The sequence below is a fragment of the Bacteroidia bacterium genome (genome assembly GCA_033391075.1).
Lineage (GTDB): Bacteria > Bacteroidota > Bacteroidia > J057 > J057 > JAWPMV01.
This window is the reverse complement of record JAWPMV010000001.1, coordinates 5,860,591-5,882,086: the sequence shown is the minus strand read 5'-3', so window position 1 is coordinate 5,882,086 and position 21,496 is coordinate 5,860,591. Positions and strand designations below refer to the sequence as shown.

General features: G+C 42.9%; 19 protein-coding genes. 10 read left to right on the top strand and 9 right to left on the bottom strand.

What is annotated here, in order from left to right:
• Positions 1 to 217 precede the first annotated feature (217 nt).
• Positions 218 to 2,338, bottom strand: coding sequence for a M1 family metallopeptidase (locus R8P61_23395; protein MDW3650038.1), 2,121 nt, complete (start codon positions 2,336 to 2,338; stop codon positions 218 to 220).
• A gap of 164 nt (positions 2,339 to 2,502) precedes the next feature.
• Here R8P61_23395 and R8P61_23390 point away from each other — a divergent pair, with 164 nt between their 5' ends.
• Positions 2,503 to 3,060 (top strand): YdeI/OmpD-associated family protein, encoded by a 558-nt coding sequence (locus R8P61_23390; GenBank protein ID MDW3650037.1) that lies wholly within the window; start codon positions 2,503 to 2,505, stop codon positions 3,058 to 3,060.
• An 84-nt stretch (positions 3,061 to 3,144) separates the two neighbouring features.
• On the opposite strand, the gene R8P61_23385 is transcribed toward R8P61_23390, so the two are convergent.
• Positions 3,145 to 3,687, bottom strand: a complete 543-nt coding sequence (locus R8P61_23385; protein MDW3650036.1) for a PadR family transcriptional regulator — start codon at positions 3,685 to 3,687, stop codon at positions 3,145 to 3,147.
• A 134-nt stretch (positions 3,688 to 3,821) separates the two neighbouring features.
• Here R8P61_23385 and R8P61_23380 point away from each other — a divergent pair, with 134 nt between their 5' ends.
• Positions 3,822 to 4,640 (top strand): maleylpyruvate isomerase N-terminal domain-containing protein, encoded by an 819-nt coding sequence (locus R8P61_23380; GenBank protein ID MDW3650035.1) that lies wholly within the window; start codon positions 3,822 to 3,824, stop codon positions 4,638 to 4,640.
• Here the strand turns inward: R8P61_23380 and R8P61_23375 are convergent.
• Positions 4,637 to 5,485, bottom strand: coding sequence for a VanW family protein (locus tag R8P61_23375; protein ID MDW3650034.1), 849 nt, complete (start codon positions 5,483 to 5,485; stop codon positions 4,637 to 4,639). The two genes, R8P61_23380 and R8P61_23375, sit on opposite strands and share 4 nt — an antisense overlap.
• Positions 5,486 to 5,598: 113 nt before the next feature.
• Entirely contained in the window at positions 5,599 to 6,171 is a 573-nt protein-coding gene (locus tag R8P61_23370) for an NAD(P)H-dependent oxidoreductase (GenBank protein MDW3650033.1), read from the bottom strand.
• Between the two features lie 137 nt (positions 6,172 to 6,308).
• On the opposite strand from R8P61_23370, the gene rpmH reads away from it, so the two are divergent.
• The 3 genes from rpmH (at position 6,309) to R8P61_23355 (ending at position 8,739) form a co-directional block, all read left to right on the top strand.
• Positions 6,309 to 6,473, top strand: a complete 165-nt coding sequence (rpmH, locus tag R8P61_23365) for a 50S ribosomal protein L34 (GenBank protein MDW3650032.1) — start codon at positions 6,309 to 6,311, stop codon at positions 6,471 to 6,473.
• 10 nt (positions 6,474 to 6,483) lie between these two features.
• Complete coding sequence (locus R8P61_23360; protein MDW3650031.1) at positions 6,484 to 6,897, top strand: ribonuclease P protein component; 414 nt, start codon at positions 6,484 to 6,486, stop codon at positions 6,895 to 6,897.
• Between the two features lie 186 nt (positions 6,898 to 7,083).
• Complete coding sequence (locus R8P61_23355; protein MDW3650030.1) at positions 7,084 to 8,739, top strand: S41 family peptidase; 1,656 nt, start codon at positions 7,084 to 7,086, stop codon at positions 8,737 to 8,739.
• A 245-nt stretch (positions 8,740 to 8,984) separates the two neighbouring features.
• On the opposite strand, the gene mltG is transcribed toward R8P61_23355, so the two are convergent.
• A complete protein-coding gene (gene mltG / locus R8P61_23350) occupies positions 8,985 to 10,004 on the bottom strand; it encodes an endolytic transglycosylase MltG (GenBank protein MDW3650029.1) in 1,020 nt (339 codons plus the stop codon).
• 78 nt (positions 10,005 to 10,082) lie between these two features.
• Here mltG and R8P61_23345 point away from each other — a divergent pair, with 78 nt between their 5' ends.
• From R8P61_23345 to R8P61_23330, 4 genes are all read left to right on the top strand, one after another.
• Complete coding sequence (locus R8P61_23345; GenBank protein MDW3650028.1) at positions 10,083 to 10,739, top strand: NUDIX hydrolase; 657 nt, start codon at positions 10,083 to 10,085, stop codon at positions 10,737 to 10,739.
• A 43-nt stretch (positions 10,740 to 10,782) separates the two neighbouring features.
• Entirely contained in the window at positions 10,783 to 11,919 is a 1,137-nt protein-coding gene (locus tag R8P61_23340; protein ID MDW3650027.1) for a helix-turn-helix domain-containing protein, read from the top strand.
• Between the two features lie 120 nt (positions 11,920 to 12,039).
• A complete protein-coding gene (locus R8P61_23335) occupies positions 12,040 to 14,343 on the top strand; it encodes a TonB-dependent receptor (protein ID MDW3650026.1) in 2,304 nt (767 codons plus the stop codon).
• 4 nt (positions 14,344 to 14,347) lie between these two features.
• Positions 14,348 to 15,145 carry a DUF4249 domain-containing protein gene (locus R8P61_23330; protein ID MDW3650025.1) on the top strand — a complete coding sequence of 266 codons (798 nt, stop codon included), beginning with the start codon at positions 14,348 to 14,350 and terminating at the stop codon, positions 15,143 to 15,145.
• Positions 15,146 to 15,236: 91 nt separating this feature from the next.
• Here the strand turns inward: R8P61_23330 and rho are convergent, their stop codons facing one another.
• Positions 15,237 to 17,066 (bottom strand): transcription termination factor Rho, encoded by a 1,830-nt coding sequence (gene rho, locus R8P61_23325; protein ID MDW3650024.1) that lies wholly within the window; start codon positions 17,064 to 17,066, stop codon positions 15,237 to 15,239.
• 263 nt (positions 17,067 to 17,329) lie between these two features.
• On the opposite strand from rho, the gene serS reads away from it, so the two are divergent.
• On the top strand, positions 17,330 to 18,607 hold the full coding sequence (gene serS, locus R8P61_23320) for a serine--tRNA ligase (GenBank protein ID MDW3650023.1): 1,278 nt from the start codon (positions 17,330 to 17,332) through the stop codon (positions 18,605 to 18,607).
• 42 nt (positions 18,608 to 18,649) lie between these two features.
• Here serS and R8P61_23315 read toward each other — a convergent pair whose 3' ends face one another.
• The 3 genes from R8P61_23315 to R8P61_23305 all read right to left on the bottom strand — a co-directional run bounded on the left by R8P61_23315 (position 18,650) and on the right by R8P61_23305 (position 21,490).
• Complete coding sequence (locus R8P61_23315) at positions 18,650 to 19,243, bottom strand: diheme cytochrome c-553 (protein MDW3650022.1); 594 nt, start codon at positions 19,241 to 19,243, stop codon at positions 18,650 to 18,652.
• Between the two features lie 101 nt (positions 19,244 to 19,344).
• Positions 19,345 to 19,719, bottom strand: coding sequence for a hypothetical protein (locus R8P61_23310; protein MDW3650021.1), 375 nt, complete (start codon positions 19,717 to 19,719; stop codon positions 19,345 to 19,347).
• A gap of 112 nt (positions 19,720 to 19,831) precedes the next feature.
• On the bottom strand, positions 19,832 to 21,490 hold the full coding sequence (locus tag R8P61_23305) for a ribonucleoside-diphosphate reductase subunit alpha (protein MDW3650020.1): 1,659 nt from the start codon (positions 21,488 to 21,490) through the stop codon (positions 19,832 to 19,834).
• Positions 21,491 to 21,496 lie beyond the last annotated feature (6 nt).

Here is a 21,496-nt window from a genome sequence, read left to right as displayed (position 1 = left end):
TAGCATATAAGAAAGGAGTTAACCCACTAGATCAAAGAGATAGGACATGCACATCAGATGCGCTTTATGTAAACTGTAAGCTTTGAAAAAGGAAACGATTGGTAGGAGGCTTTCAATATAGTACTTTTTTTTAATTATTTCATCTTATTGAAAAATACCTATAAAAAAAGCAGATCAAAGGAAACCTCTGATCTGCTTTTCTTATTAAATTTTTTACCTACTGCTTGACCGCTGTAGCTGCCTGATTTCCAAATTTGAGGGAAAGTCCGGTGTACTTACCGTCTTTTTCTTCGAAAGCAACTTTCATCAAACCATCCATCGTCTCATATCCTTCTTCACTAGGCAGAAGATAGTTTGCAAAGCCCCCTGCAGCAATGGCAAAGTGCAATATTCCCTCCTTCTTGCTGATGACTACAGAGGCAGGAAATTCATTGAGTTTATAGGTTCCGAGCATATCATCCTCAATGATAGAAGCATATTGTTCCTGAAGTGAAGGATAGAAATTGTCCAGAACATCTTCATCCGGTACTTCTGAGTTTACAGAAAGGCTCTCAATTTCCTTCCCATTATCTAGTTTGGTACTGAATTTCTTATCCTCATCCCAACTCGCAGCCGAATAGCGCCAGAATTTGCTGCTACCATCATTGTATTTGGCTGTAATAGAAATGGGCACCGGGCGTGTCCCTGAATTTTCCACTACCAACTTCCCTTTCTTAAAGGAAGAAATCTTCACATCCACATTTCCATAGTCAAAGAACCAGGGTTTCCAGAACCAGCTCAAATCCTGTCCGGATACATTTTCGAAGGTGTAGAAGAAATCATAAGGAGTTGGAGACTTTTTCGCCCAACGACGGATATACTCACGAATACATTGCTTGAAGACATCATCTCCCAGATGGTCATACAGGATAGAATACAGGAATGCAGGCAAAGGATAAGCCGTGTATCCATAATTGGTATTATCCATGAATTGAGTCGAAGTGATCAACGGCAAGTCGCTAATTGATCCCATGGTTCCTAATTGGGTAGAGAAACCAAAATAGGGAGGATCATCATCAGGATTGAAGAAATTGTCGATGATGAAAGAGGTCGTAAAGTCTGCCCAACCTTCATCCATCCAGGCAAAACGCTTCTCGTTGATCCGTACATACATAGGGAAATAGGTGTGGAACATTTCATGTACCGTAACACCCAGTCCTGGTTGCCCATTATTGGCCATCATCGGGTATTCCATACCGCCTCCGCCAACACCGGCAATAAAGGTGCTGAATTCCGGATAGGGATAAGGAATGCCAGGCATATCTTCTGAGAAGTGCTTCATCATTTTGCGCTGCTTCTCTGTAATCGTTTTTCCTTGCTCCTCAGCTATTCTATTATAATAGGTATGAATGAGGACATCGCGATTATCAATTTTCTGTGTGGCAGCATCCCAGCAGAAATGATCACTCATACAGAACGCAAAGTCAGATACTTCTGAGGCTTTATAGTGCCAGGTTCCTCCTTTGTGTTCCAGGCCTTCGTCCAACTCTTTCAAGCCTACAATGGAAACCGTTTCTCCCGTTCCCATCGCTTTTTTGTAGCGACTCAATTGCTCAGACTGAAATACTTCATCAGGGTTTTGCAATTGTCCGGTGGAGATGACGCTGAAGTTTTTAGGAGCGGTGATCTTTACATCATAATTTCCAAGATTGTTGTAAAACTCGGTGCTGAAATCATAGGAAAGTCTGTCCCAACCAAAAACATCATCATAAACGGCAACCTGAGGATACCAATACGCTACAAAAAAAGAAGTACTGTCATAGGCTCCGGTTCTGACGGTTGTCTCTGGGATATATTGCTCCCAGTCCAGTTCCAATTCGATCTTTCCTCCAGCTTCAACCGCATTAGGCAAATTGATGGTCATATTGGTGCCTTGGCGATTGGTAGCCTGGGGATTATCGAGGTCAATTTTCTGACCGGAAATGACAAGGCGACTCAATTTCACCCCTTCTGTGATGTCATCTGATTGTACCCGGAATGATCTCGGATTTGCCTCCCGAAAAACATCATGATAGAGTCTTACCACCAATTGTCCCAGAGAATTGGGAGAATTATTGTGGAAAGTTACATTTTCAGTACCGCTGAGTTTGCGCTCAGCAGGGTCAACGTTTACTTCGATCTGGTAGTCAACGAGATTCTGCCAATATGCTGAACCTGGTTTTCCGTCATAAGATCGTGTTCCTTTTTCATAGGCCTGCCGGATTTCCTTTGGCATAAAAAAGCGTTTCTCTTGTGCAAAGAGTGCTTCTTTGGGAAGCAAGACGCCTAGCGTTAGTAGTAGGATAGCTAGTTTGTTCATTTTCATAATTGTCAAGAAGTAAGGGATTGGTTTTTTATTGTTAATGCGTGATTATTCTTTGGTTACAGAAATTGGCCTCAGACTTTTACTCCTCCCCCAATTTTCTGAACTTAAGAACCCGAAACTAAGAAATCCTCTCCAACCCACATTTTCATTTGTCGATTATGGAGGCAATTTTCTTCCAAAATACTGCTGAACTCCACCAATGGTTGCAAAAATACCATAGAGAGAAAAAGGAACTATGGGTGGGAATCTATAATAAGGATAGTGGTATACAGCAAATTAGTTGGGCAGAAGCCGTGGAGGAGGCTTTGTGTTTTGGCTGGACCGAAAGCAGAATTCGCAAGATCGATCTCAAATCCTATGCGCTGAGATTCACTCCTCGCAAGCCAGGCAGCCGCTGGGCTTCAAAGAATATAAAACGCGCCCAGGAACTCATGGAAATGGACTTATTAGAAGCTGCTGGTCTTGAATCATTTTTAGGACGGGACAAATCACAGGATGGCTTTGAAAAAAAGAATGCAAAGCTGGACGAAGTCTACCTCGAACAAATCAAAGCCAATGCTGATGCCTGGGCCTATTATGAGCAGAGTTCAGCCTCTTACAAGAAGCATAGCAGTCGATGGATCATGCAGGCAAAAAGAGAAGAAACCCGCCAAAAGCGTTTGGGAATTTTGATTGAATGTTCGGAGGCTGGGGAGAAGATACCGCTATTGAAGTAGAAACGTATTGGTGTTTTGGCCTGTTGGTGTCAATAAAGAGGATCAAACATTCCCACTACAACACGCCAGCACCTCAACACATCTTTACAACACCTCCCTCAAAGCATGTTTCGTCCACTTCAGGGTCGCCTTATAGCTAGCGATCTGATGCTCTATCATCAATTTTTGATGGGAATTTACATCTTCCTCTTCCCCAGAAAGCTTTTTCTCCATTTGTTGGATGAAAGATTTTATGCGATTCTGAAAAGAGATCAGGAAGTGTTTTTTTTCTGTTTGACTGACGAGTTCATCCATGAAAGCGAAACGCAGAAGCAATTCTTCTTTTCGCTTTTTTACATCATCCATACTAATTGGATCCAGGAGCCAGGCAATCAGAAATACTTGCCCGCGAGAACTTAGACTGAAAAGCTTTTTTCGGGAATTCGGGCTACTGTTGTCTTGCACCAGGCCAAATTTCTTCAATCTTTTCAATGCAGGATAGATCGTGCCCGGGCTGCTACTGAAATTTCCCGGACTGAGGTCCTTGAGAGATTTCAGGATGCCATAGCCGGATTGAGCTTCCTGCTGAATGATGCCGAGCATTACATAGTCAATGTAAGTAGGATTGATCGTTGCAGTTTTAATCATTTATTACGCTTCGTAATAGCTATTTAACAGGATTTATATAAAATTTCAATGGATACTCAATAATTTTCGTAAAAACGCAAATTGTGAATGAACAGAATGCCCCGAAACCCGTACTTTGACCCAATACTTTCTACATGATTCACACGCTACACTTATTTCCTGAGCTTGACCAAAAACTCCTTGAAGTTCTTCGGGAATTAAATGAGGAAGAGTGGAACTCAAGCACGCTCGCTCCCCTTTGGTCTGTCAAAGATGTTGCCAGTCATATACTGGATGGCACATTAAGAGGAATTTCTTCTTCCCGTGATGGATATTTTGGAAATGCCGCACCCAAAAGTGATGATTATCAGGATTTAGTGGATTTCCTCAATCAACTCAATGGAGATTGGGTGAAAGTGAGCCGCAGACTGAGTCCGGCTTTACTTGTCCAGTTATTGGAACAGAATCTCCCACTTTATGTACAACATCTTCAGGAATTGGATATGGAAGGACTGGCTATCTTTTCTGTTGATTGGGCAGGAGAAAGCCTTTCAAAAAGCTGGTTTCATATAGCCCGTGAGTACACCGAGAAATTTCATCATCAGATGCAAATCCGCTTTGCTGTCGGAAAGGATGCTGAACTACTCCAGGAAAAATGGTACCTGCCTTATCTCGATACTTCCATGCAAGGACTTCCTCACCATTACCGAAACATTTCAGTTGAAGAAGGAAGTACTATTGGATTCAAGGTTTCGGACATCTCAAAGAACTGGGGAATCCGATATGCCAATACGCAATGGACATTGACGGATCAGTTGGATCATTTAGTTGCTGAGGTATCTATCCCAAAAGAAATTGCCTGGAGAATCTTTACAAAAGGAATCAGCCGAGAAGAGGCCCGGCAGAGCGTAGAGATTCTGGGAAATGCTGCTTTGGGTGAAAAAATACTCGATATGATTGCGGTAATGGCCTAGCGACTGAATATTTCAGATCGAGCCCAGTCTTTGAGGGCTTGCTGTTCGATGTCTTTGGAAAGGGGAGACTTTTCCGGTATGTCGGGTTTTTCCGTCTCATCCATATTTTCCGTTGACTCAAAAGTCTTGTAGCAGGATACTCCCAAATTTTCATTCCATGCAGGAGGATGAAAACGCAGGGTTTTCACATAGATCAAATTCTCTTTTCTTTTTTCGATGAATTCGATCTCGCATAGTGGAACTTCATGTTTTGCACAGAAGTGAGCACTAATCTCCTGATCTGAAATTTCTATTCTGAGGACTATTGGGATACCACTTGTATTGCGCATCCTGAGATCTTTATAGCCATAACAAACAGATGCATCTGCTCCCAGAGGAGTATATCTGTTTTTTTCATTATATAAATCAAGGGAATGGGCATGCCTTTCCAAAATTTCCCATCCTGCCTGCAAACCCAAATGGTATAAGATACCGGCAAGTTGACAAAGTCCCCCTCCTACGCTGGTATTCAGCTCTTCTCCAATAATCGTTCTGCCGACCCGGAAACTCCTTTGAGAAACGGGGGCGCCTACCATATGCCAGAAGGATAGAATCTCTCCGGGTTGAATAAGTAAGTATTGGAAATTGCTGGCTGCAATTTTAAGGTTATGAACCTTATTAGCAGAATAACTGGTTTTGCGGATAGGTTGGGTGAGACTGAGTTGAGGAGAAAAGCTTTTTCCTTCTTTTTTATTGACATTACGTGCAGAAACCATACGGAAGTAGGTTCCATCAAAAAAGCATAGAAGATAGAAGAATATAACACGAAGTCTTACCCGTGAGGAGATAGGTATAAGTTTTTTCATCAACGGTGGTTTGCGGAATTACAGGCTATTTCAAGAACTTTATGTCAAGTAAATTCCAAACTCCGTGCCGAAGTCCATGTGATTTTTCCACAATATCCGTCTAAACCTTACGACTAATTTGCCTGAGTGGTATTGATTTTAGCTGCTTTGATCGCATTTCCTAACCAGGACAACTCCTCAATAAAGCGCATGCTTTGCATTCTTATGTCTTCTTTAAGGAGGCTGCCATCATCTGCAAAAGCCTCTTGTATATAAGGAATGATAAGTTTTTGAGGCATCGGATAGGCACCCAAAGAGAGGATCAATTGCTGCATTTGGGTAGATGCATTTATTCCCCCAAATTTTCCGGAACCAGTCACAACTACGCCGATTACTTTTTTATAAAATTCTGGCCAAAAGTGGTCAACTGCATTTTTAAGTACACCTGTATAGCTACCGTGATATTCGGGACTGATAAATATAATCGCATCAGAAGACTTGAGTGCGTCACTAAATGAAAGTAAGCGCTCATCCACAGGTTCCTGCTCTCTCCACTTTTCTGAGAGCAACGGTAATTCGTATTCCAGCAGATCAAGATACTTGCACTCAATAGCGGGCATGGCCTCTAATACACTTTTTAAGTACAAACCCACTTTATGAGATTGCCTTTCCTTTCGAATACTCCCTACAATTATGGCTACTTTCATATGTTGCAAAATTACAAAACATCTTCCACTAAGCGATTGTTCATCCGGTCCAGATAATTATTCGTTTATTTTTCGAAAGATGTTTTGCTGAATGATTCATTTTTCCTAACTTTGCACACCCTTAAATTTGAAGGATCATGAGTAAACGTACATATCAACCAAGTAACCGTAAGCGTCGTAACAAACATGGGTTTCGTTCGCGTATGGAATCTGTAGGAGGACGCAAGGTATTGGCTTCGCGTCGTGCAAAGGGTCGTCATAAATTATCTGTAAGTGACGAGGGTCGTCACAAGCAGAAGTAATTTTTGACTGATGCTGCCCGAAACAGGGCGTTTTACTTTTAGAAAAAAGGAACGCCTCTGCTCCAAAAACACTTTTTCTTATCTATTTGAAAATGGCTCCTCTCTTCGGGCAGGAGCAATTTCTATTTATTATGCCCTTGATGTACCAGCAGAACTGGTGCGGAATCCAGTTATGGTAGCCTTTGCCGCCCCCAAGCGTCATTTAAAGGAGGCCGTAAAAAGGAACTATATAAAAAGGCGTATGCGGGAAGTTTTTCGGGCCCAAAAACCCGAATTGATCAGGCTTCTGAAAGAAAGAAATACCCATCTCATACTACTGATCACCTACAATAGCCGCAAATTGGCCTCATTCTCCGAAATCCATTACAAGTTAGACCAGGCCCTGGGAAAACTGAGTCGCCGGATCGAATCCCGAGAAAATTAATTTTTGGGCACCAAATCTGTGTTTTTTTCGTAAATTTATAAGGAAACTCCACAAGACTTCCTGTTGTGTTATTCATTCCTGATGAATTTGCACAGAATTATTACACTGTTCCTTTATAGAAAATATTTTCATTGCAGTCTTGGCTTTTCCCTCTATCTTATCTAGTCAACAGCTGCAACCCTCATTATGAAAAGAAGAACGGTCTTTACCGGCATATTACTTGTTCTACTCTCCTTCTCCCTTGGATTCGTCTCTGATGTTTCCGACAATTATTTCGAGATATCCAAGAACCTGGACATCTTCGGCAAATTGTACCGAGAGATCAATGCCATTTATGTAGACGAAACAGAACCCTCCAAACTGATGCGTACAGGAATTGATGCGATGCTCAATTCGCTGGATCCTTATACTACCTTCATTGGAGAGGAAGAACAGGAAGATATTCGTTTTATGAGCACCGGACAATATGGAGGGATAGGCGCTCTGGTTGGTAAACGAAAAGATAAACTGGTTATCATAGAACCCTATGAAGGATATCCCGCAGATCAGGCAGGTCTGAGAGCCGGAGATGTCATTGTGCGTATAGGGAAGGAATCTGTACTGGGTACAGGCAAAGAAGTTGCGGATGTTCGTGAACTCTTGAGGGGAGATCGCGGAACGGAAGTGGCCCTTGAATATGATCGAGGGGGAGTTCGCAAGGAAGTAAAGATTTTTAGAAACCGAATTCGAATCAATAATGTACCCTATTCGGGTATGATAGATAATGAGATTGGCTATATCGCCCTGACAGGATTTACCCTGGATGCCGGGCGTGAGGTTCGCAAGGCCTTGAGAGAGCTGAAAGAGAAGCACGAACTCAAAGGTTTGGTGCTGGATCTTCGGGGAAATCCTGGAGGACGCCTGGATGAAGCAGTAAATGTTTCTAATGTTTTCCTTGAGCAGGGAGAAATGATTGTAGAAACCCGGGGAAGGATTGAAGGAAGCAAGCGCAAACATAGTGCAGAGAATTCTCCTATGGATCTGGAAACTCCTTTGGTAGTGCTGGTTGATAAAAGAAGTGCCAGCGCATCAGAGATTGTAGCAGGTTCTTTACAGGATTTGGATCGGGCAGTAGTAGTAGGCCAAAGAAGTTTTGGTAAAGGTTTGGTGCAAAATATCCGTCCATTGAGCTACAATACTCAACTGAAAGTAACCACTGCCAAGTACTATACTCCAAGTGGACGTTGTATTCAGGCCATCAATTATGCCGAGAGAAGAGCTGATGGCTCTGTCGTACGCATTCCCGATAGCCTCAAAAATGAATTTAAAACCAGAAATGGGAGAAGTGTTTTTGATGGTGGGGGAATAGAGCCGGACATTAAGATTGAAATGGAAAATTCAATCTTGATTATCAATGCACTTAGTAGAGATGGGTTGATCTTTGAATTTGCAACAGATTATGTTCGCAAAAATCCTCAGGCTCCCAATGTGAGAGCGTTTGAATTGACAGACGCTATTTATCAGGACTTTATCAAATTCGCCCAAACTTCTTCTTTTAGTTTTCAAACCAGTTCTGATATTCAATTGGAGAGGTTAGAGGAAACCGTAGAAGCGGAAGCTTATGGTAGTGCGCTCAATTCCCAAATGGAATTGATTGAAAAAGAGCTAACTCGCCTGAAGTTTGAAGATATTCGCAAGTACAAATCGTCCATCAGCGAATTGATCCGCAAAGAGATTGTTCGCCAGTATTACTATGAGGATGGAGTATTGGAAAGCTCTTTGGATAAAGATGCCGAATTGATTGAGGCTGCAAAAGTGCTCAAGGATCCCGCAGCTTATAAGAAGATATTATCTCTCCCATAGGAGAAAAATGATAGATCAACAAAAAGGGGCAGATGCTTATCTGCCCCTTTTTGTTTTTACCTGAGTCCGCATGCCTAAAGCGTGACATCCCGAGCCCCGTCGAGAGACTTTAATCAAGTACCTGTTATCATTGATTCAATAGAAGATCAGGCGAAGCTATAGGGAAGAAATGTAGACCCTTCCGCGACAGTCAGGGGGACACCTGAGCTTAGTTTTACATTCCAGCTAAAAAGAAGAAAAATTATCTACCTGATCCCCCGCTGGTTCAACATCTGATGATACTGACGAGCATAAGCATTATGCTCCGAGAGAGAGGTGGAGAATTTATGGTATCCACTTCCATCAATATTTGCACAGAAATACAAATAATTATGTTTCTCCTCATTGAGAACAGCATCTATAGAAGGAATAGAAGGCGTACAAATAGGCGCAGGAGGAATACCCGGATAGAGATAGGTATTATAGGGAGAGTCTACTTGCAAGTGTTTATTGAGGATTCTTCTAAGGGTAAAATCGCCTACTGCAAATTTAACCGTAGGATCTGCCTGCAAAAGCATGCCTTCACGGATACGGTTGAGGTAAACACCTGCTACTTTTGATTTCTCATCATTTTTATTGGTTTCTTCCTCCACAATAGAGGCGAGAGCCATAACTTCAAGGCGATTGAGTTTCAGTTTCTGACGTTTGGCATTCCTTTCCTCATTCCAGAATTTCTTATACTCAGAAAACATGCGCTCAAAGAAAGCTTTGGGTTTAACGTTCCACCACATTTCATAAGTATTTGGGATAAAGACTGTCATTGCAGTTTCCGGAGTCAGTCCATTATGTTTCTTGAGAAAGTCTTTATCATTCAAAACGGCCAGAAAATCTTCTTTATCCATCTCCAGTTTATTCCCCACATGCTCCGCCAACTGATCCGGCGTACGGAATTTCACAAAGGTAAACTTGACGGGACTTTGATCTCCCGATCTCAATTTTGTGATCAATTCCCGGCTACTCATCCCATCTTTGAGGACGTATCGACCCGGTTTTACCGTATGGGTATAATTCATCATGCGAGAAACCATATGGAAGGCACGTATATCACCGAGGAGTTTCCCCTCTTGTAATTTATTGGCTACGGTCAGGTAATCTGCACCTGTAGGAATAAAAATTTCTGTGTCTTTGCCTTCAGGTGTTTTTACGTTAGAAGAAAAGACCATACGATAGCCATAAAAGGCAAAACCAAGTCCAACGATAAAAAGGATAATAAGCCAACGTTTCATAGGAGCTGTGTTTGATGGAATTTTTTATACAATAATACGGGAAAAATCTCTGTACATTTGCCCAAAATCACAAAAAATATGCAAGAATCCCTCCAAGATGCACACAAATTCAAGCTCTGGAAAAATAACCTGATCGAGAATGGGCTCGATATCCATGAAATAAAGGAGGTATATACCCGGCCTAGACACAATGGAGAGGTGCTTTTTTCGCTGGTCATGTTGGATGCAACTACCCCTGAAGGAAAAAAGATTCCCCCCATCTGTTTTTTAAAAGGAACTGTGATTTCCATTCTCATTTGTTTGATTGATAAGGATACAAAGGAGAAGTATGCCTTACTGGTAAAACAGCGACGCATCTGCAATGGGGCTATGGTGTATGAAACTGTAGCAGGGATGGTAGATAAAGATGATGATCCCTTTGATGTGGCAGTAAAAGAAACGGAAGAAGAAACCGGATTGAAAATTGATCCTGCGATTGTGCATCGTCTTGGAGATGAGCCTTTGTATGTATCTACTGGTACTTCGGATGAGGCTATGTATTTTTATTATGCAGAACTGGAATTGAGCTATGAAGAGATTATGTCTTATCACAATGTAGAGCAGGGCATCATCTCCGAACATGAACATATTTTTACGCATGTGTGTCCTTTGGCTGATGCAAAAAAGCTCATCACCAATACCAATGGTCTGCTCAATGTGCACATGTATGAAGATGTCCTAAGGGAGAGGGCATAGTTTCGGGAGAAAAGGATTCCATAGATTCTGCTATTTTTAATCGGTGCAAGCACAATTTCCCATAGACCTTAGCCTCCTTCCGCTAATAATAGGAGCGTTTTTGAGTTTGCTGACTTCTCAGCTACTCATCTGGCGGCATTTGGACAATAAGCTTGGCAATCGCCTTCTTGCAGGGATTGTATTGGTGATGGGCTTTGTTTGCCTGGACGGCATGCTGATGGTCTCTCCGGTAGAACTCTATCCTATCTGGCTCTTGAGGGCTTCTGGAGTAGTGGCTACTTTATATGGACCTCTATTATTCCTTTACATCAAAGCCTTTACTACCAAGGACTTTCGACTTCGATCCAGACATGCGATTCATTTACTTCCTGCCCTGCTATTTTTTATGGGGATGGTCTTCATTTTTAGAAATGAAGCGGAGTTTCTGGAAAAGGTGAAGGAGTTTCGGGAGAATATGGGGAATAATGGGCCGCGTGCTCCGGGTTTAGGTCTCATCTTTCTCGCTTTATTTTATTTCGCTCTTTCTTTTAGACTTGTAAGAAAATTCCGCATACACGTAGCCAGGAGTTCTTCCTTCATTGACCAGGATCGCTTTCGATGGCTGATGTTTCTCTTTGGGGTTTTGCTCTTACCTGTCTTGAGTGCCCTCTTTACTTTCATCCTGATCAACCTCACTCCTCTCGTTATCGTGCCCGGTTATGGAGCCAGTTTATTATTATTACTCATTCACCTCCTCTATATACTAAAGCCGGAAGTTTTCTCAGGCTATCCCCTCGAACTGCGAATCAATGAGGAGACAGAGACGAGATATGAATCTTCTCCCCTTTCCCCTAATCAAAAAGAAAGCTACCTGAAAAAATTGATGCTCCATATGGAAAGGGAAAAATCCTACCTAAAACCGGAACTGACCCTCTCCGAACTAGCCGCAGAACTCAACATGAATACACGCTACTTATCTCAGATCATAAATGAGAAACGGCAGATGAATTTCATGGACTTTATCAATGGTTATCGGATAGAACTCGCTCAGGAACTTCTAAAAAGCAACTCACATAAAAACTTCACAGTCCTTGCCATTGCTCAGGAATCCGGCTTTAAATCTCGCTCTGCTTTTTATGAAGCCTTCCGTAAACAGACCGGAACCACTCCCGCTAATTATCGAAAATCCTCCCCGGCCTAATTATTCCTATGTCCTGATTTACGTATCTGGACGTCCTGATTCAGAAATCCATACGGCATAATCAGCTTTGAGGCGTTTAGGAAAACATCTCACTAGATGTATTATTCCTAATCACCAACAATGAAACAAATACTTTTAACGATCTGTGCCTGCATGCTGGGAAGTGTACTCCTGGGCCAGGATCGTGCTACTTTGTCCGGCTATGTCAAAGATGCCTCCTCTGGAGAAAGTATGATCGGGGCAAGTATCCTGATCCCGCAGCTCAAAGCCGGAACCTATTCAAATGAGTACGGCTATTATTCTTTGAGTGTACCCAAAGGAGACTATCAAATCATTTACCGCTTTTTGGGCTATCGTCCGGATACCCTTTCCATTTCTCTACATGAATCAATCACGCAGGACATCGAGTTGATCCTCGAAGGAACACAATTGGAAGAAGTAGTAATCGAAGCGGAGTCAGCCGAAGAACGCCTTGCCTCTACTGAAATGGGAACTGAGCAATTGAGCATAGAGACTATCAAGAAAATGCCGGTACTTTTTGGAGAAACCGATGTCTTGAAATCCATTCAGCTTCTGCCCGGAGTAAAGCCTGCTGCGGAAGGAAATAGTGGCTTTTTTGTACGGGGTGGTGGAGCAGATCAAAACCTCATCCTTCTGGATGAAGCCCCTGTGTATAATCCCTCGCATTTGCTGGGCTTCTTTTCGGTTTTCAATGGAGACGCCATCAAAAGCACCAAACTGTACAAAGGAAATATGCCGGCTTCTTATGGAGGACGACTTTCTTCGGCTTTGGATGTGCGGATGAAAGATGGGAATAAAAAGAAATTTGGCGTATCCGGGGGAATCGGATTGATTTCTTCCCGTCTGACCCTGGAAGGGCCTATCGTTGAGGATAAGTCTTCTTTCATTATTTCCGGTCGGAGAACCTATGCGGATGCTTTTCTTGCCCTCTCCAATGATTCTTCCCTCAACAATACTCAACTATATTTCTATGATCTGAATATGAAAGCCAATTATGTGCTGGGGGAAAAAGATCAGATTTTCCTGTCTGGATATTTTGGCAGAGATGCTATGGGATTTGGAGATGACTTTGGGATAGATTGGGGAAATGCAACGGCAACTTTGCGATGGAACCACCTCTTTAGCAATAAACTCTTCCTCAATAGCTCCTTTATCTATAGTGATTACGATTATGAGGTTAGTTTAAATGCTGCCGAGGCAAAGATCACTTCCGGGATCAAGGATTTTAACTGGAAAGAAGATTTTAGCTGGTATGCCAATGAGAACCATACGCTCGATTTTGGCTTGAATATAATTCACCACACTTTTGTCCCAGGGGCGGTAAGTGCCGAAAGCGAGGCATCCTTTCTCAATGAAAAGCTGCCCGAACGCTATGCCCTTGAATCGGCGGCTTATGTTTCGCATGAAGTCTCTTTCGGCAACAAACTAAAAATCGACTATGGCCTTCGTGCTTCCAATTTCTCTGTACTTGGACCGGGAACGGTTTATGAATACAGCAATGAAGGAGTAGCAATAGATTCCACCGTTTATGAGGATGGAGAAGTCATCAAAAATTATTTTGGATTGGAACCCCGATTCTCAGCCTCTTTGGTTCTCAACGAAACCCAATCCCTCAAAGGCTCTTATTCCCGCAACCGTCAATATGTTCATTTGATTTCCAGCTCTACCACCAGCAATCCTACAGATGTCTGGTTGCCGAGTTCTGAGATCATCAAGCCTGAGATCGCCGATCAATTTTCTTTGGGGTATTACAAAGTTTTTCCGCAAACAGGATATGAGGGATCCGTAGAGGTTTATTACAAAGACCTGCAAAACCAGATTGAATATCAGGATGGAGCTAATTTATTATTGGATGAAACGGTGGAGACGCAATTGGCATTTGGAAGGGGTTGGTCTTATGGTGCCGAATTTATGCTAAAGAAAACGACAGGTAAACTCACAGGCTGGGTATCCTATACCTGGTCGAGAACCCTTCGTGAATTTGAGGAGATCAACAATGGAGAGCCTTTTTCTGCTCGGCAGGATCGCATCCATGACGTTTCCGTGGTAGCTAGTTATCAGTTCAGCCCTAAATGGAATTTCGGAGCCAGTTGGGTATATGCGACTGGAGATGCTGCCAGTTTCCCAAGTGGGAGTTATCAAATCGGAGATCAGCTGGTCCCTTATTACACCGAAAGAAATGGCTACCGCTTTCCTGCCAATCATCGCCTGGACCTGAGTGCTACCTGGTATGGTAAAAAGCCTAATACCAATCTGAACTTCTCTGTCTACAATGCTTACAACCGGCACAACGCCTATTCCATTGACTTTCGCGAAGTAGCTGGAGAGCCCGGGAATACCGAAGCTGTCAAGACCTATTTATTTTCCATCATTCCATCCCTTACCTGGAACTTTGCATTCTAAAACAATGAAATATCTTATAAAACTCATCATAATAAGCAGTTCTCTCTTTCTTTTTTCTTGTGAAGAAGTGATAGAGATAGACCTCAATGAATCTAATCCTCAATGGGTGATCGAAGCCCGAATTGATGATGAAACAAATGAAGCCCTTGTTGACATCAGCAAGACTAGCAGCTATTTCGAGCCGGGAGAAGCAGAAGTTGGGACAGGAGCGACCGTAAGCATTAGCAGTAGTACTGGAGATAGCTATGAGCTGACAGAGTATGCTCCAGGAAAGTATCGTGCCCCGGATGTAAACCTCCAATTGCAAGAGCAGTATGAATTGAAAGTGGAATTGGAGGGTAAAACCTATGAAGCCATCAGTATTTTGCAAGCTCCGCTGGAGATCGATTCTCTGATAACAGAATATCGTGCGGGAGGACTAGGGCCGGGAGAAGGCTACTATGTGCGACTTGCTTTTCAGGATCCTCCCGGAGTAAGAAACTATCTTCGCTTAGAGATCTATGTGAATGGTGAAGCCCGTCCGGATATAGGGCTTTATGATGATAATTTGACGGATGGTAATGAGATAGCCTTTCCTTTGTTTATTGATCCCTTTGAATTAGGAGATACAGTAGAGATCAAAGCGCATGCAGTGGATTATGAAGTTTATCGCTACTGGACCGGTCTGAGTAGCATAGTGGGGGAAGAGCCCGGAGGAGGCGATTCCGCAGCACCTGCCAATCCTCCCAGCAATATCAGCAATGATGCTTTGGGATATTTTGGAGTGTCTTCGGTAAGGACCGTCAGCACAGTGATACAATAAAAGTGCGGGGGTATAAAAGTGTTAGGGTGTTAGTGCTGAGATTTAATTCTCAAACGCTAACACCCTAATACGTTAACACGCTCGTACTTCCCTATCCATTCATGGATAAGAGGAACTCATCATTGTCCGTGGTATTGGACATACGAGTGCGAAGGAATTCCATACCTTCTACTGGGTTCATGTCGGCCATGAACTTTCTCAATACCCAGATACGTGTGATGTCTTGCGCGTCCATAAGAAGGTCTTCGCGACGAGTACCAGAAGCTGTAACATCGATAGCTGGATAAATCCTGCGATTGGCAAGACGGCGGTCGAGCTGAAGCTCCATATTACCCGTACCTTTAAATTCTTCGAAGATAACCTCATCCATTTTGGAGCCTGTTTCGATCAGGGCAGTTGCCAAAATAGTAAGAGAGCCACCATGTTCGATATTTCTGGCTGCACCAAAGAATCTTTTGGGTTTGTGTAGAGCATTTGCATCCACACCACCGGAAAGAATTTTACCAGATGCAGGCATATTGGTGTTGTGTGCTCTGGCGAGGCGGGTAATTGAGTCTAACAAAATGACAACATCTTGTCCACACTCAACCATTCTTTTCGCTTTCTCCAAAACAATATTGGCTACCTGTACATGCCTTTCTGCTGGTTCGTCGAAGGTAGAGGCTATAACTTCTGCATTTACGTTACGTGCCATATCCGTTACCTCTTCCGGACGTTCGTCGATCAGCAAAATGATCAAATATGCTTCCGGATGGTTTTTGGCTATCGCATTAGCTACTTTCTGAAGGAGGATCGTCTTACCCGTTTTAGGCTGAGCCACAATCAATCCCCTCTGTCCTTTTCCTATAGGAGAAAAAAGATCAATGATTCTTTCTGAAAGGTCCTGATTATTTGATTTCTCATCAGCCAGGCTAAATCTTTCGTCTGGAAATAGAGGAGTAAGGTGATCAAAATAGATTCTATCTCTTACTTCTTCAGGGGTACGACCATTGATCGTTTCTACTTTCAATAAGGCGAAATAACGTTCTCCTTCTTTAGGTGGGCGAATTTGTCCGTAGACAGTATCACCTGTTTTTAGTCCGAAAAGTTTGATTTGAGAGGGGGAAACGTAAATATCGTCTGGAGAGGGGAGGTAGTTGTATTCTGAGGAACGGAGGAAGCCATATCCTTCAGGAATCAATTCAAGAACTCCCATATTGCTTACTACGCCATCGAGCTCCAGATTTATTCCAGAATTTTGGCGTCCGCCATGGTCTCTATCTCTGTCCCTGTCGCGTTTGTCTCTTCTGTCTCTTCTATCTCCTCTATTGTCGCGATCTCTATCTCTGCCTCTACCGTTATTTCTTCTATTATCTCTGTTGTTGTTATTGTCTCTGCCTTTATCTTCTCTGCGTACTTCTTCCTCTTCTCCTTTTTCTGCCTCTGGTTTAGCGACCTCTTCCACTTTTTCTGGAACTTCAACAGCTTCTTCCTTCTCCGCTATTACCTCAACAACTTCAGGCTCTTCCGTTTTCTTGCTGGTTTTTTTACGAGTCCGCTTCTTAGGTGCCTCAACTTCGGCAGATTCTTCTTTCTCAGCTTTGGTGCTTTTTTTACGTCCCCTTGTTTTGGGTTTAGGAGCCTCCTCGCTTTCTTCTGCTACAACAGCTTCTTCCTTTGGCTCTTCTTTTTTCTTTCTTGGCTTTCTTTTAGGCTTCGCCTCAGCTTCTTTTTTGTTCTCCTCTGCGGATTCGTTTTTGTTGGCTGTGCTTTTTTCTTTTAGTGCGGCAAGTTCTTTGGCGGGCATAACCGCTTGTTTGTCAAGAATCTTGAAAATCAAATCTTGTTTGGCTAACTCTTCATGGTTTGCGATTTCCAGCTTCTGCGCGATCTCCTGTAATTCGGAGAGATCATTATTATTCAGTTCTATTATATCGTACATATAAAATGGATGAGTATTCTATGTCTCAAAAAGCCCGTTGCGGCTTACCTATGGTGATTAGGCTTAGGTCAGAAATAAAACGATGTTGAATTGAGATGCACTCCGCTTGAAGAATGGGAGTGGTTGGTTTGAAAAATCTCCACAAAGGAAGGAAACTAAATCTAGTTTTCCAAAAAAAATCTGCTTTACAATTTTATTTCACCGTATTTTTCTTACGAATGTGAATAGCTTTTTGTTATTTCGCAGGAAATAGCAAAAAACCTATGCTGGAAATCGCAAAAATTCGACAAAAAACGGAGGAAATCGCGGGGAGCCTTGCTCGTAAAGGAGTAGCTAATGCTGCTGACGTATTGCAAGAGATCCTGCGTCTGGATGATCGTAGAAAAGAGATCATCACAGAGTTGGAAAAGTATCGTGCAGAGATGAACCAGACCTCCAAGTCGATAGGTTTGTTGATGCGTGAAGGAAAAAAGGAAGAGGCAGAAGTTGCTAAAAAGCAATCTGCTGATGCTAAAAACCGAATCAAGGAATTGGAGCAGGAAGTCTCTGATGTCCAAACCAGGACCAAACATGAACTGGATGAGCTGCCAAATTCTCCTCATGCGAGTGTTCCAAGTGGAAAGTCCGCAGATGACAATGAAGTGGTCTTTGAGAAAGGAGTCGAACTTAGCTTTGACTTTTCTCCCAAACCTCATTGGGAATTGGCAAGGCAGCACGATATTATTGACTGGGAGTTGGGGGTTAAACTTACCGGAGCTGGTTTCCCTGTTTACAAAGGAGACGGAGCCATCTTGCAGAGAGCTTTGATTAGTTTCTTTCTGGATAAAGCCCGTGAAGCCGGCTACCAGGAAATACAGCCGCCCCTCATGGTAAATGAAGATTCTGCTTATGCAACCGGACAATTGCCGGATAAGGAGGGACAGATGTACCATATAGAGAAGGATGGATTCTATATGATTCCTACCGCGGAGGTGCCGATCACCAATCTTTATCGCAATGATATTATAAAGATGGATCGCCTTCCCCTGAAAAATTGTGGCTACACTCCTTGCTTTCGGAGAGAAGCGGGCTCTTATGGAGCCCATGTAAAAGGCCTCAACCGTTTGCATCAATTTGACAAAGTTGAGTTGGTACAGGTGTGTCTACCTGAGAAATCTTATGATACCCTGGAAGAAATGACTACCTATGTCGAGTCTCTCCTGGAAGCCCTGGAGTTGAGATTCAGAAGACTCTTGCTTTGCAGTGGAGATATGAGCCATGCATCAGCCAAGACTTTCGACCTGGAAGTATTTAGTGCGGCTCAGGAAAGATGGCTGGAAGTGAGTTCTGTAAGTAACTTTGAAACCTTCCAAACCAATCGCCTCAAGCTTCGCTATCGTACCGAAGAGAATAAAAAGATCCTCTTGCATTCTTTGAATGGAAGTGCATTGGCTCTGCCACGTATCGTCGCAGCTTTGTTGGAAAATCACCAGCAGGCAGATGGCAGCATACGAATACCGGAGGCATTGAGACCTTATACAAGGTTTGATCAAATCGGATAATAAAAAAAAGGCAGCAGTAAGCTGCCTTTTTTATTACAAGATTTATTGAGGAGGAATAGGAGGGGGAACAATATTGTTTACAGGTGCGATACTCTTAAGGTACCCAAATACAGCCTTCAAATCTTCATCCGTCATATCCTTATAATTAACCCAGGGCATTGGTGGCAAAAGCATACGTCCTCCATCCATACCTTTATACTTCCCTTCCATAAGCGCTTTCTTGAATTGTTCTTCCGTCCAATTCCCTATGCCTGTTTCGTGGGGTGTCAGGTTTCCTGCGAAGGAAGTCCCCCAGGGACCTATACCGGCAGTGAGATCTGGATTCAAAAGGGCAAATCCCTGTCCGATTAACTCATCTTGAAACTGGACGATCTCTCTGTCAGCAGGGTAACCAGATAGCATAAGTTCGGGAATAATTTCAGGTCCATTGGGCCCCATTCGCTTGGGAGAGTGACAATCATTACAGCCCATGATGGTTACCAGATATTCTCCTCTTTTAATAATTGCTTCCTGATCAATTTCCGTTTTTACTACTTCCGTAGTTTGGGAATGCTGAGTCTCTTTGCAGGAAGAAAAAGTGAGAGCCCAAAGCATCATCGCTAGTGCTCCTGCTACATATAGATATTTGCTATTCATTTGTAAATAAACTTTGTGTGTCTGAATATGTTCCTTAAGTAAAGACTAACGTAATGAGGTTGATGGTTTTTTGAAGGATTAATAATTTTACACCCTTAATTTTAGGTGAATTTCTCCAAAGCTGCTAAACTATTCAGGACAAGGCCAAATAGGTTTATGCCAATCGCTACTAAGCCACTAACAAGAGAATAATAAACCTCAGGACTTTGGTTGAGGCCAATGATATGTTTGATAAGCCCGCCGTAGATAAAAATGGCCACTGACAATCCCATAAGAATTCGATAGAGGCTTCGTTTCCTCATTTTCCCACTTATGAGAAATAGGCCGTACACAGACATGACTATTATTCCTGCCCCTGGATCAGTAGGTGTAAGGGCTTTTGTTCCCTGAGAGAGCATAAACCAACTGATTAGGTTAAAAAGGATTCCCAGCAGGCAATAGAGTAGCTGTAATTTCAATAATCTTTCCAGTCGCATGAGATAAAGATTTTGCTTTGTTGCAACTTTTAGGTGGAAAGCTAAGCATTAGGAAAGAAAAATGCGCCCCTCCAGATAGAAGGACGCATTCCTGAAATCTTTTAAACTGAGTTTAGGCTTCACAGCTCGAACAGCTCACGATATTGGAGATAAATTCCTTGGAAACACTCTGACTACGCTGGTAGTAGAGGGTTTTGATGCCCAATTGCCAGGCCTCGATCAATAATTTATTGACCTCTTTGATCGGCAAATTGGACGGAATATTGAGGTTGAGACTCTGGGCTTGATCGATGTATTTCTGGCGAATGGATGCCTGTTGGATGATCTCAAGCTGACTGATTTCCTTGAAGGTTTTGAATACTTCTTTCTCTTCTTCCGAGAGGCCTTCCAAATGACGGACGCTTCCATGATTGAGCATGATGCTCCGCCAGGTATCTTCTGTATCCAGTCCTTTTTCTTCCAGCAGTTTTCGGAGGTATTTATTTTTCCGCATAAAATTGCCTTTCGCCAGACCTGCTTTATAATAATTACTGCTAAAAGGCTCTATGCCGGGCGAACTTTGTCCCAGGATTGCAGAGGAAGAAGTGGTCGGAGCAATGGCCATCAGGGTCGTATTCCTTCTACCATAGCCTTCCAGAACCTCGGGCTCCCCATAAATACCAGCCAATTCTTCACTCGCTTCATTGGCTTGCTGATTGATATGCTTAAAGATCTCATTGGTGAGGGCTTTGGAACGCATACCTTCAAATGGAATCATATTTTTTTGCAGATAAGAATGCCATCCAAGTACTCCCAGTCCCAAAGCGCGATGACGTTTGGCGAATCGATTGGAGGAAGTGAGGTAATAGTTGCCCTCAGTCTTTACGATAAATTCCTGTAATACCGCATCCAGAAAATAGATGGCTCTTTTTACTGCATCTGTATCTTTCCACTCATCATACAGCTCCAGATTCATAGAGGAAAGGCAGCAAATGAAAGATTCTTCAAAATTGGAAGGCAGGGCGATTTCTGAACATAAGTTGCTGGAACGGATGGTCATGTTCTTGTCCTTGTAAACATCCGGTTTGTACCGATTGATGTTGTCGGTGAAAAAGATGTAAGGCAAGCCTTTCTGCTGGCGGCTTTCCAGGACTTTCGCCCAAATCTCTCTTTTCTCCCGATCTCCATCTATCATTTCCTGCATCCAGTAATCAGATACACATACCCCAAAAAATAGATTCTGGATGGGATTTCCGATATTTTTAATCTCCAGGTACTCCTTTACATCTGAATGATCAATGTCGAGATATGCCGCAAAGGCTCCTCTTCTTACCCCTCCCTGAGAAATGGTGTCCATAGCCGTATCAAAAAGCTTCATAAAGCTGACGGCTCCACTACTTTTCCCATTGTCTGTTACCGAGCTTCCCCTTTCTCTCAGTTCTCCAAAATAGCCGGAAGTACCGCCTCCGATTTTGGTTTGCATGATTACCTCTCCCAATTTGTGGGTGATGCCTTCGATGCTGTCCGGTACATGTACGTTAAAGCAGGAGATGGGCAATCCCCTTTCTGTTCCCATATTGGCCCAGATAGGAGAGCTTAGGCTCATCCAGCCTTTTTCGATCATCTCAATAAAGGGCTCTGTCATTTCTGGCTTATACAAACGCCTCGCTGCTGCGGTAGCGATCCGTTCGATGGCTGTACTAACGGTTTCTCCCTTGAGTAAATAGCCTCGCTTGAGCATATTCTGGCTCTCTTCATTGAGCCACCATAATCTTTCTATTTGTTGTTCCATATTTTT

Bases quoted from the DNA above. Each gene is read 5' to 3' on its own strand.
- R8P61_23395 (MDW3650038.1), bottom strand. From the start codon at position 2,338: ATGAACAAACTAGCTATCCTACTACTAACGCTAGGCGTCTTGCTTCCC.
- R8P61_23390 (MDW3650037.1), top strand. From the start codon at position 2,503: ATGGAGGCAATTTTCTTCCAAAATACTGCTGAACTCCACCAATGGTTG.
- R8P61_23385 (MDW3650036.1), bottom strand. From the start codon at position 3,687: ATGATTAAAACTGCAACGATCAATCCTACTTACATTGACTATGTAATG.
- R8P61_23380 (MDW3650035.1), top strand. From the start codon at position 3,822: ATGATTCACACGCTACACTTATTTCCTGAGCTTGACCAAAAACTCCTT.
- R8P61_23375 (MDW3650034.1), bottom strand. From the start codon at position 5,485: ATGAAAAAACTTATACCTATCTCCTCACGGGTAAGACTTCGTGTTATA.
- R8P61_23370 (MDW3650033.1), bottom strand. From the start codon at position 6,171: ATGAAAGTAGCCATAATTGTAGGGAGTATTCGAAAGGAAAGGCAATCT.
- rpmH (MDW3650032.1), top strand. From the start codon at position 6,309: ATGAGTAAACGTACATATCAACCAAGTAACCGTAAGCGTCGTAACAAA.
- R8P61_23360 (MDW3650031.1), top strand. From the start codon at position 6,484: ATGCTGCCCGAAACAGGGCGTTTTACTTTTAGAAAAAAGGAACGCCTC.
- R8P61_23355 (MDW3650030.1), top strand. From the start codon at position 7,084: ATGAAAAGAAGAACGGTCTTTACCGGCATATTACTTGTTCTACTCTCC.
- mltG (MDW3650029.1), bottom strand. From the start codon at position 10,004: ATGAAACGTTGGCTTATTATCCTTTTTATCGTTGGACTTGGTTTTGCC.
- R8P61_23345 (MDW3650028.1), top strand. From the start codon at position 10,083: ATGCAAGAATCCCTCCAAGATGCACACAAATTCAAGCTCTGGAAAAAT.
- R8P61_23335 (MDW3650026.1), top strand. From the start codon at position 12,040: ATGAAACAAATACTTTTAACGATCTGTGCCTGCATGCTGGGAAGTGTA.
- R8P61_23330 (MDW3650025.1), top strand. From the start codon at position 14,348: ATGAAATATCTTATAAAACTCATCATAATAAGCAGTTCTCTCTTTCTT.
- rho (MDW3650024.1), bottom strand. From the start codon at position 17,066: ATGTACGATATAATAGAACTGAATAATAATGATCTCTCCGAATTACAG.
- serS (MDW3650023.1), top strand. From the start codon at position 17,330: ATGCTGGAAATCGCAAAAATTCGACAAAAAACGGAGGAAATCGCGGGG.
- R8P61_23315 (MDW3650022.1), bottom strand. From the start codon at position 19,243: ATGAATAGCAAATATCTATATGTAGCAGGAGCACTAGCGATGATGCTT.
- R8P61_23310 (MDW3650021.1), bottom strand. From the start codon at position 19,719: ATGCGACTGGAAAGATTATTGAAATTACAGCTACTCTATTGCCTGCTG.
- R8P61_23305 (MDW3650020.1), bottom strand. From the start codon at position 21,490: ATGGAACAACAAATAGAAAGATTATGGTGGCTCAATGAAGAGAGCCAG.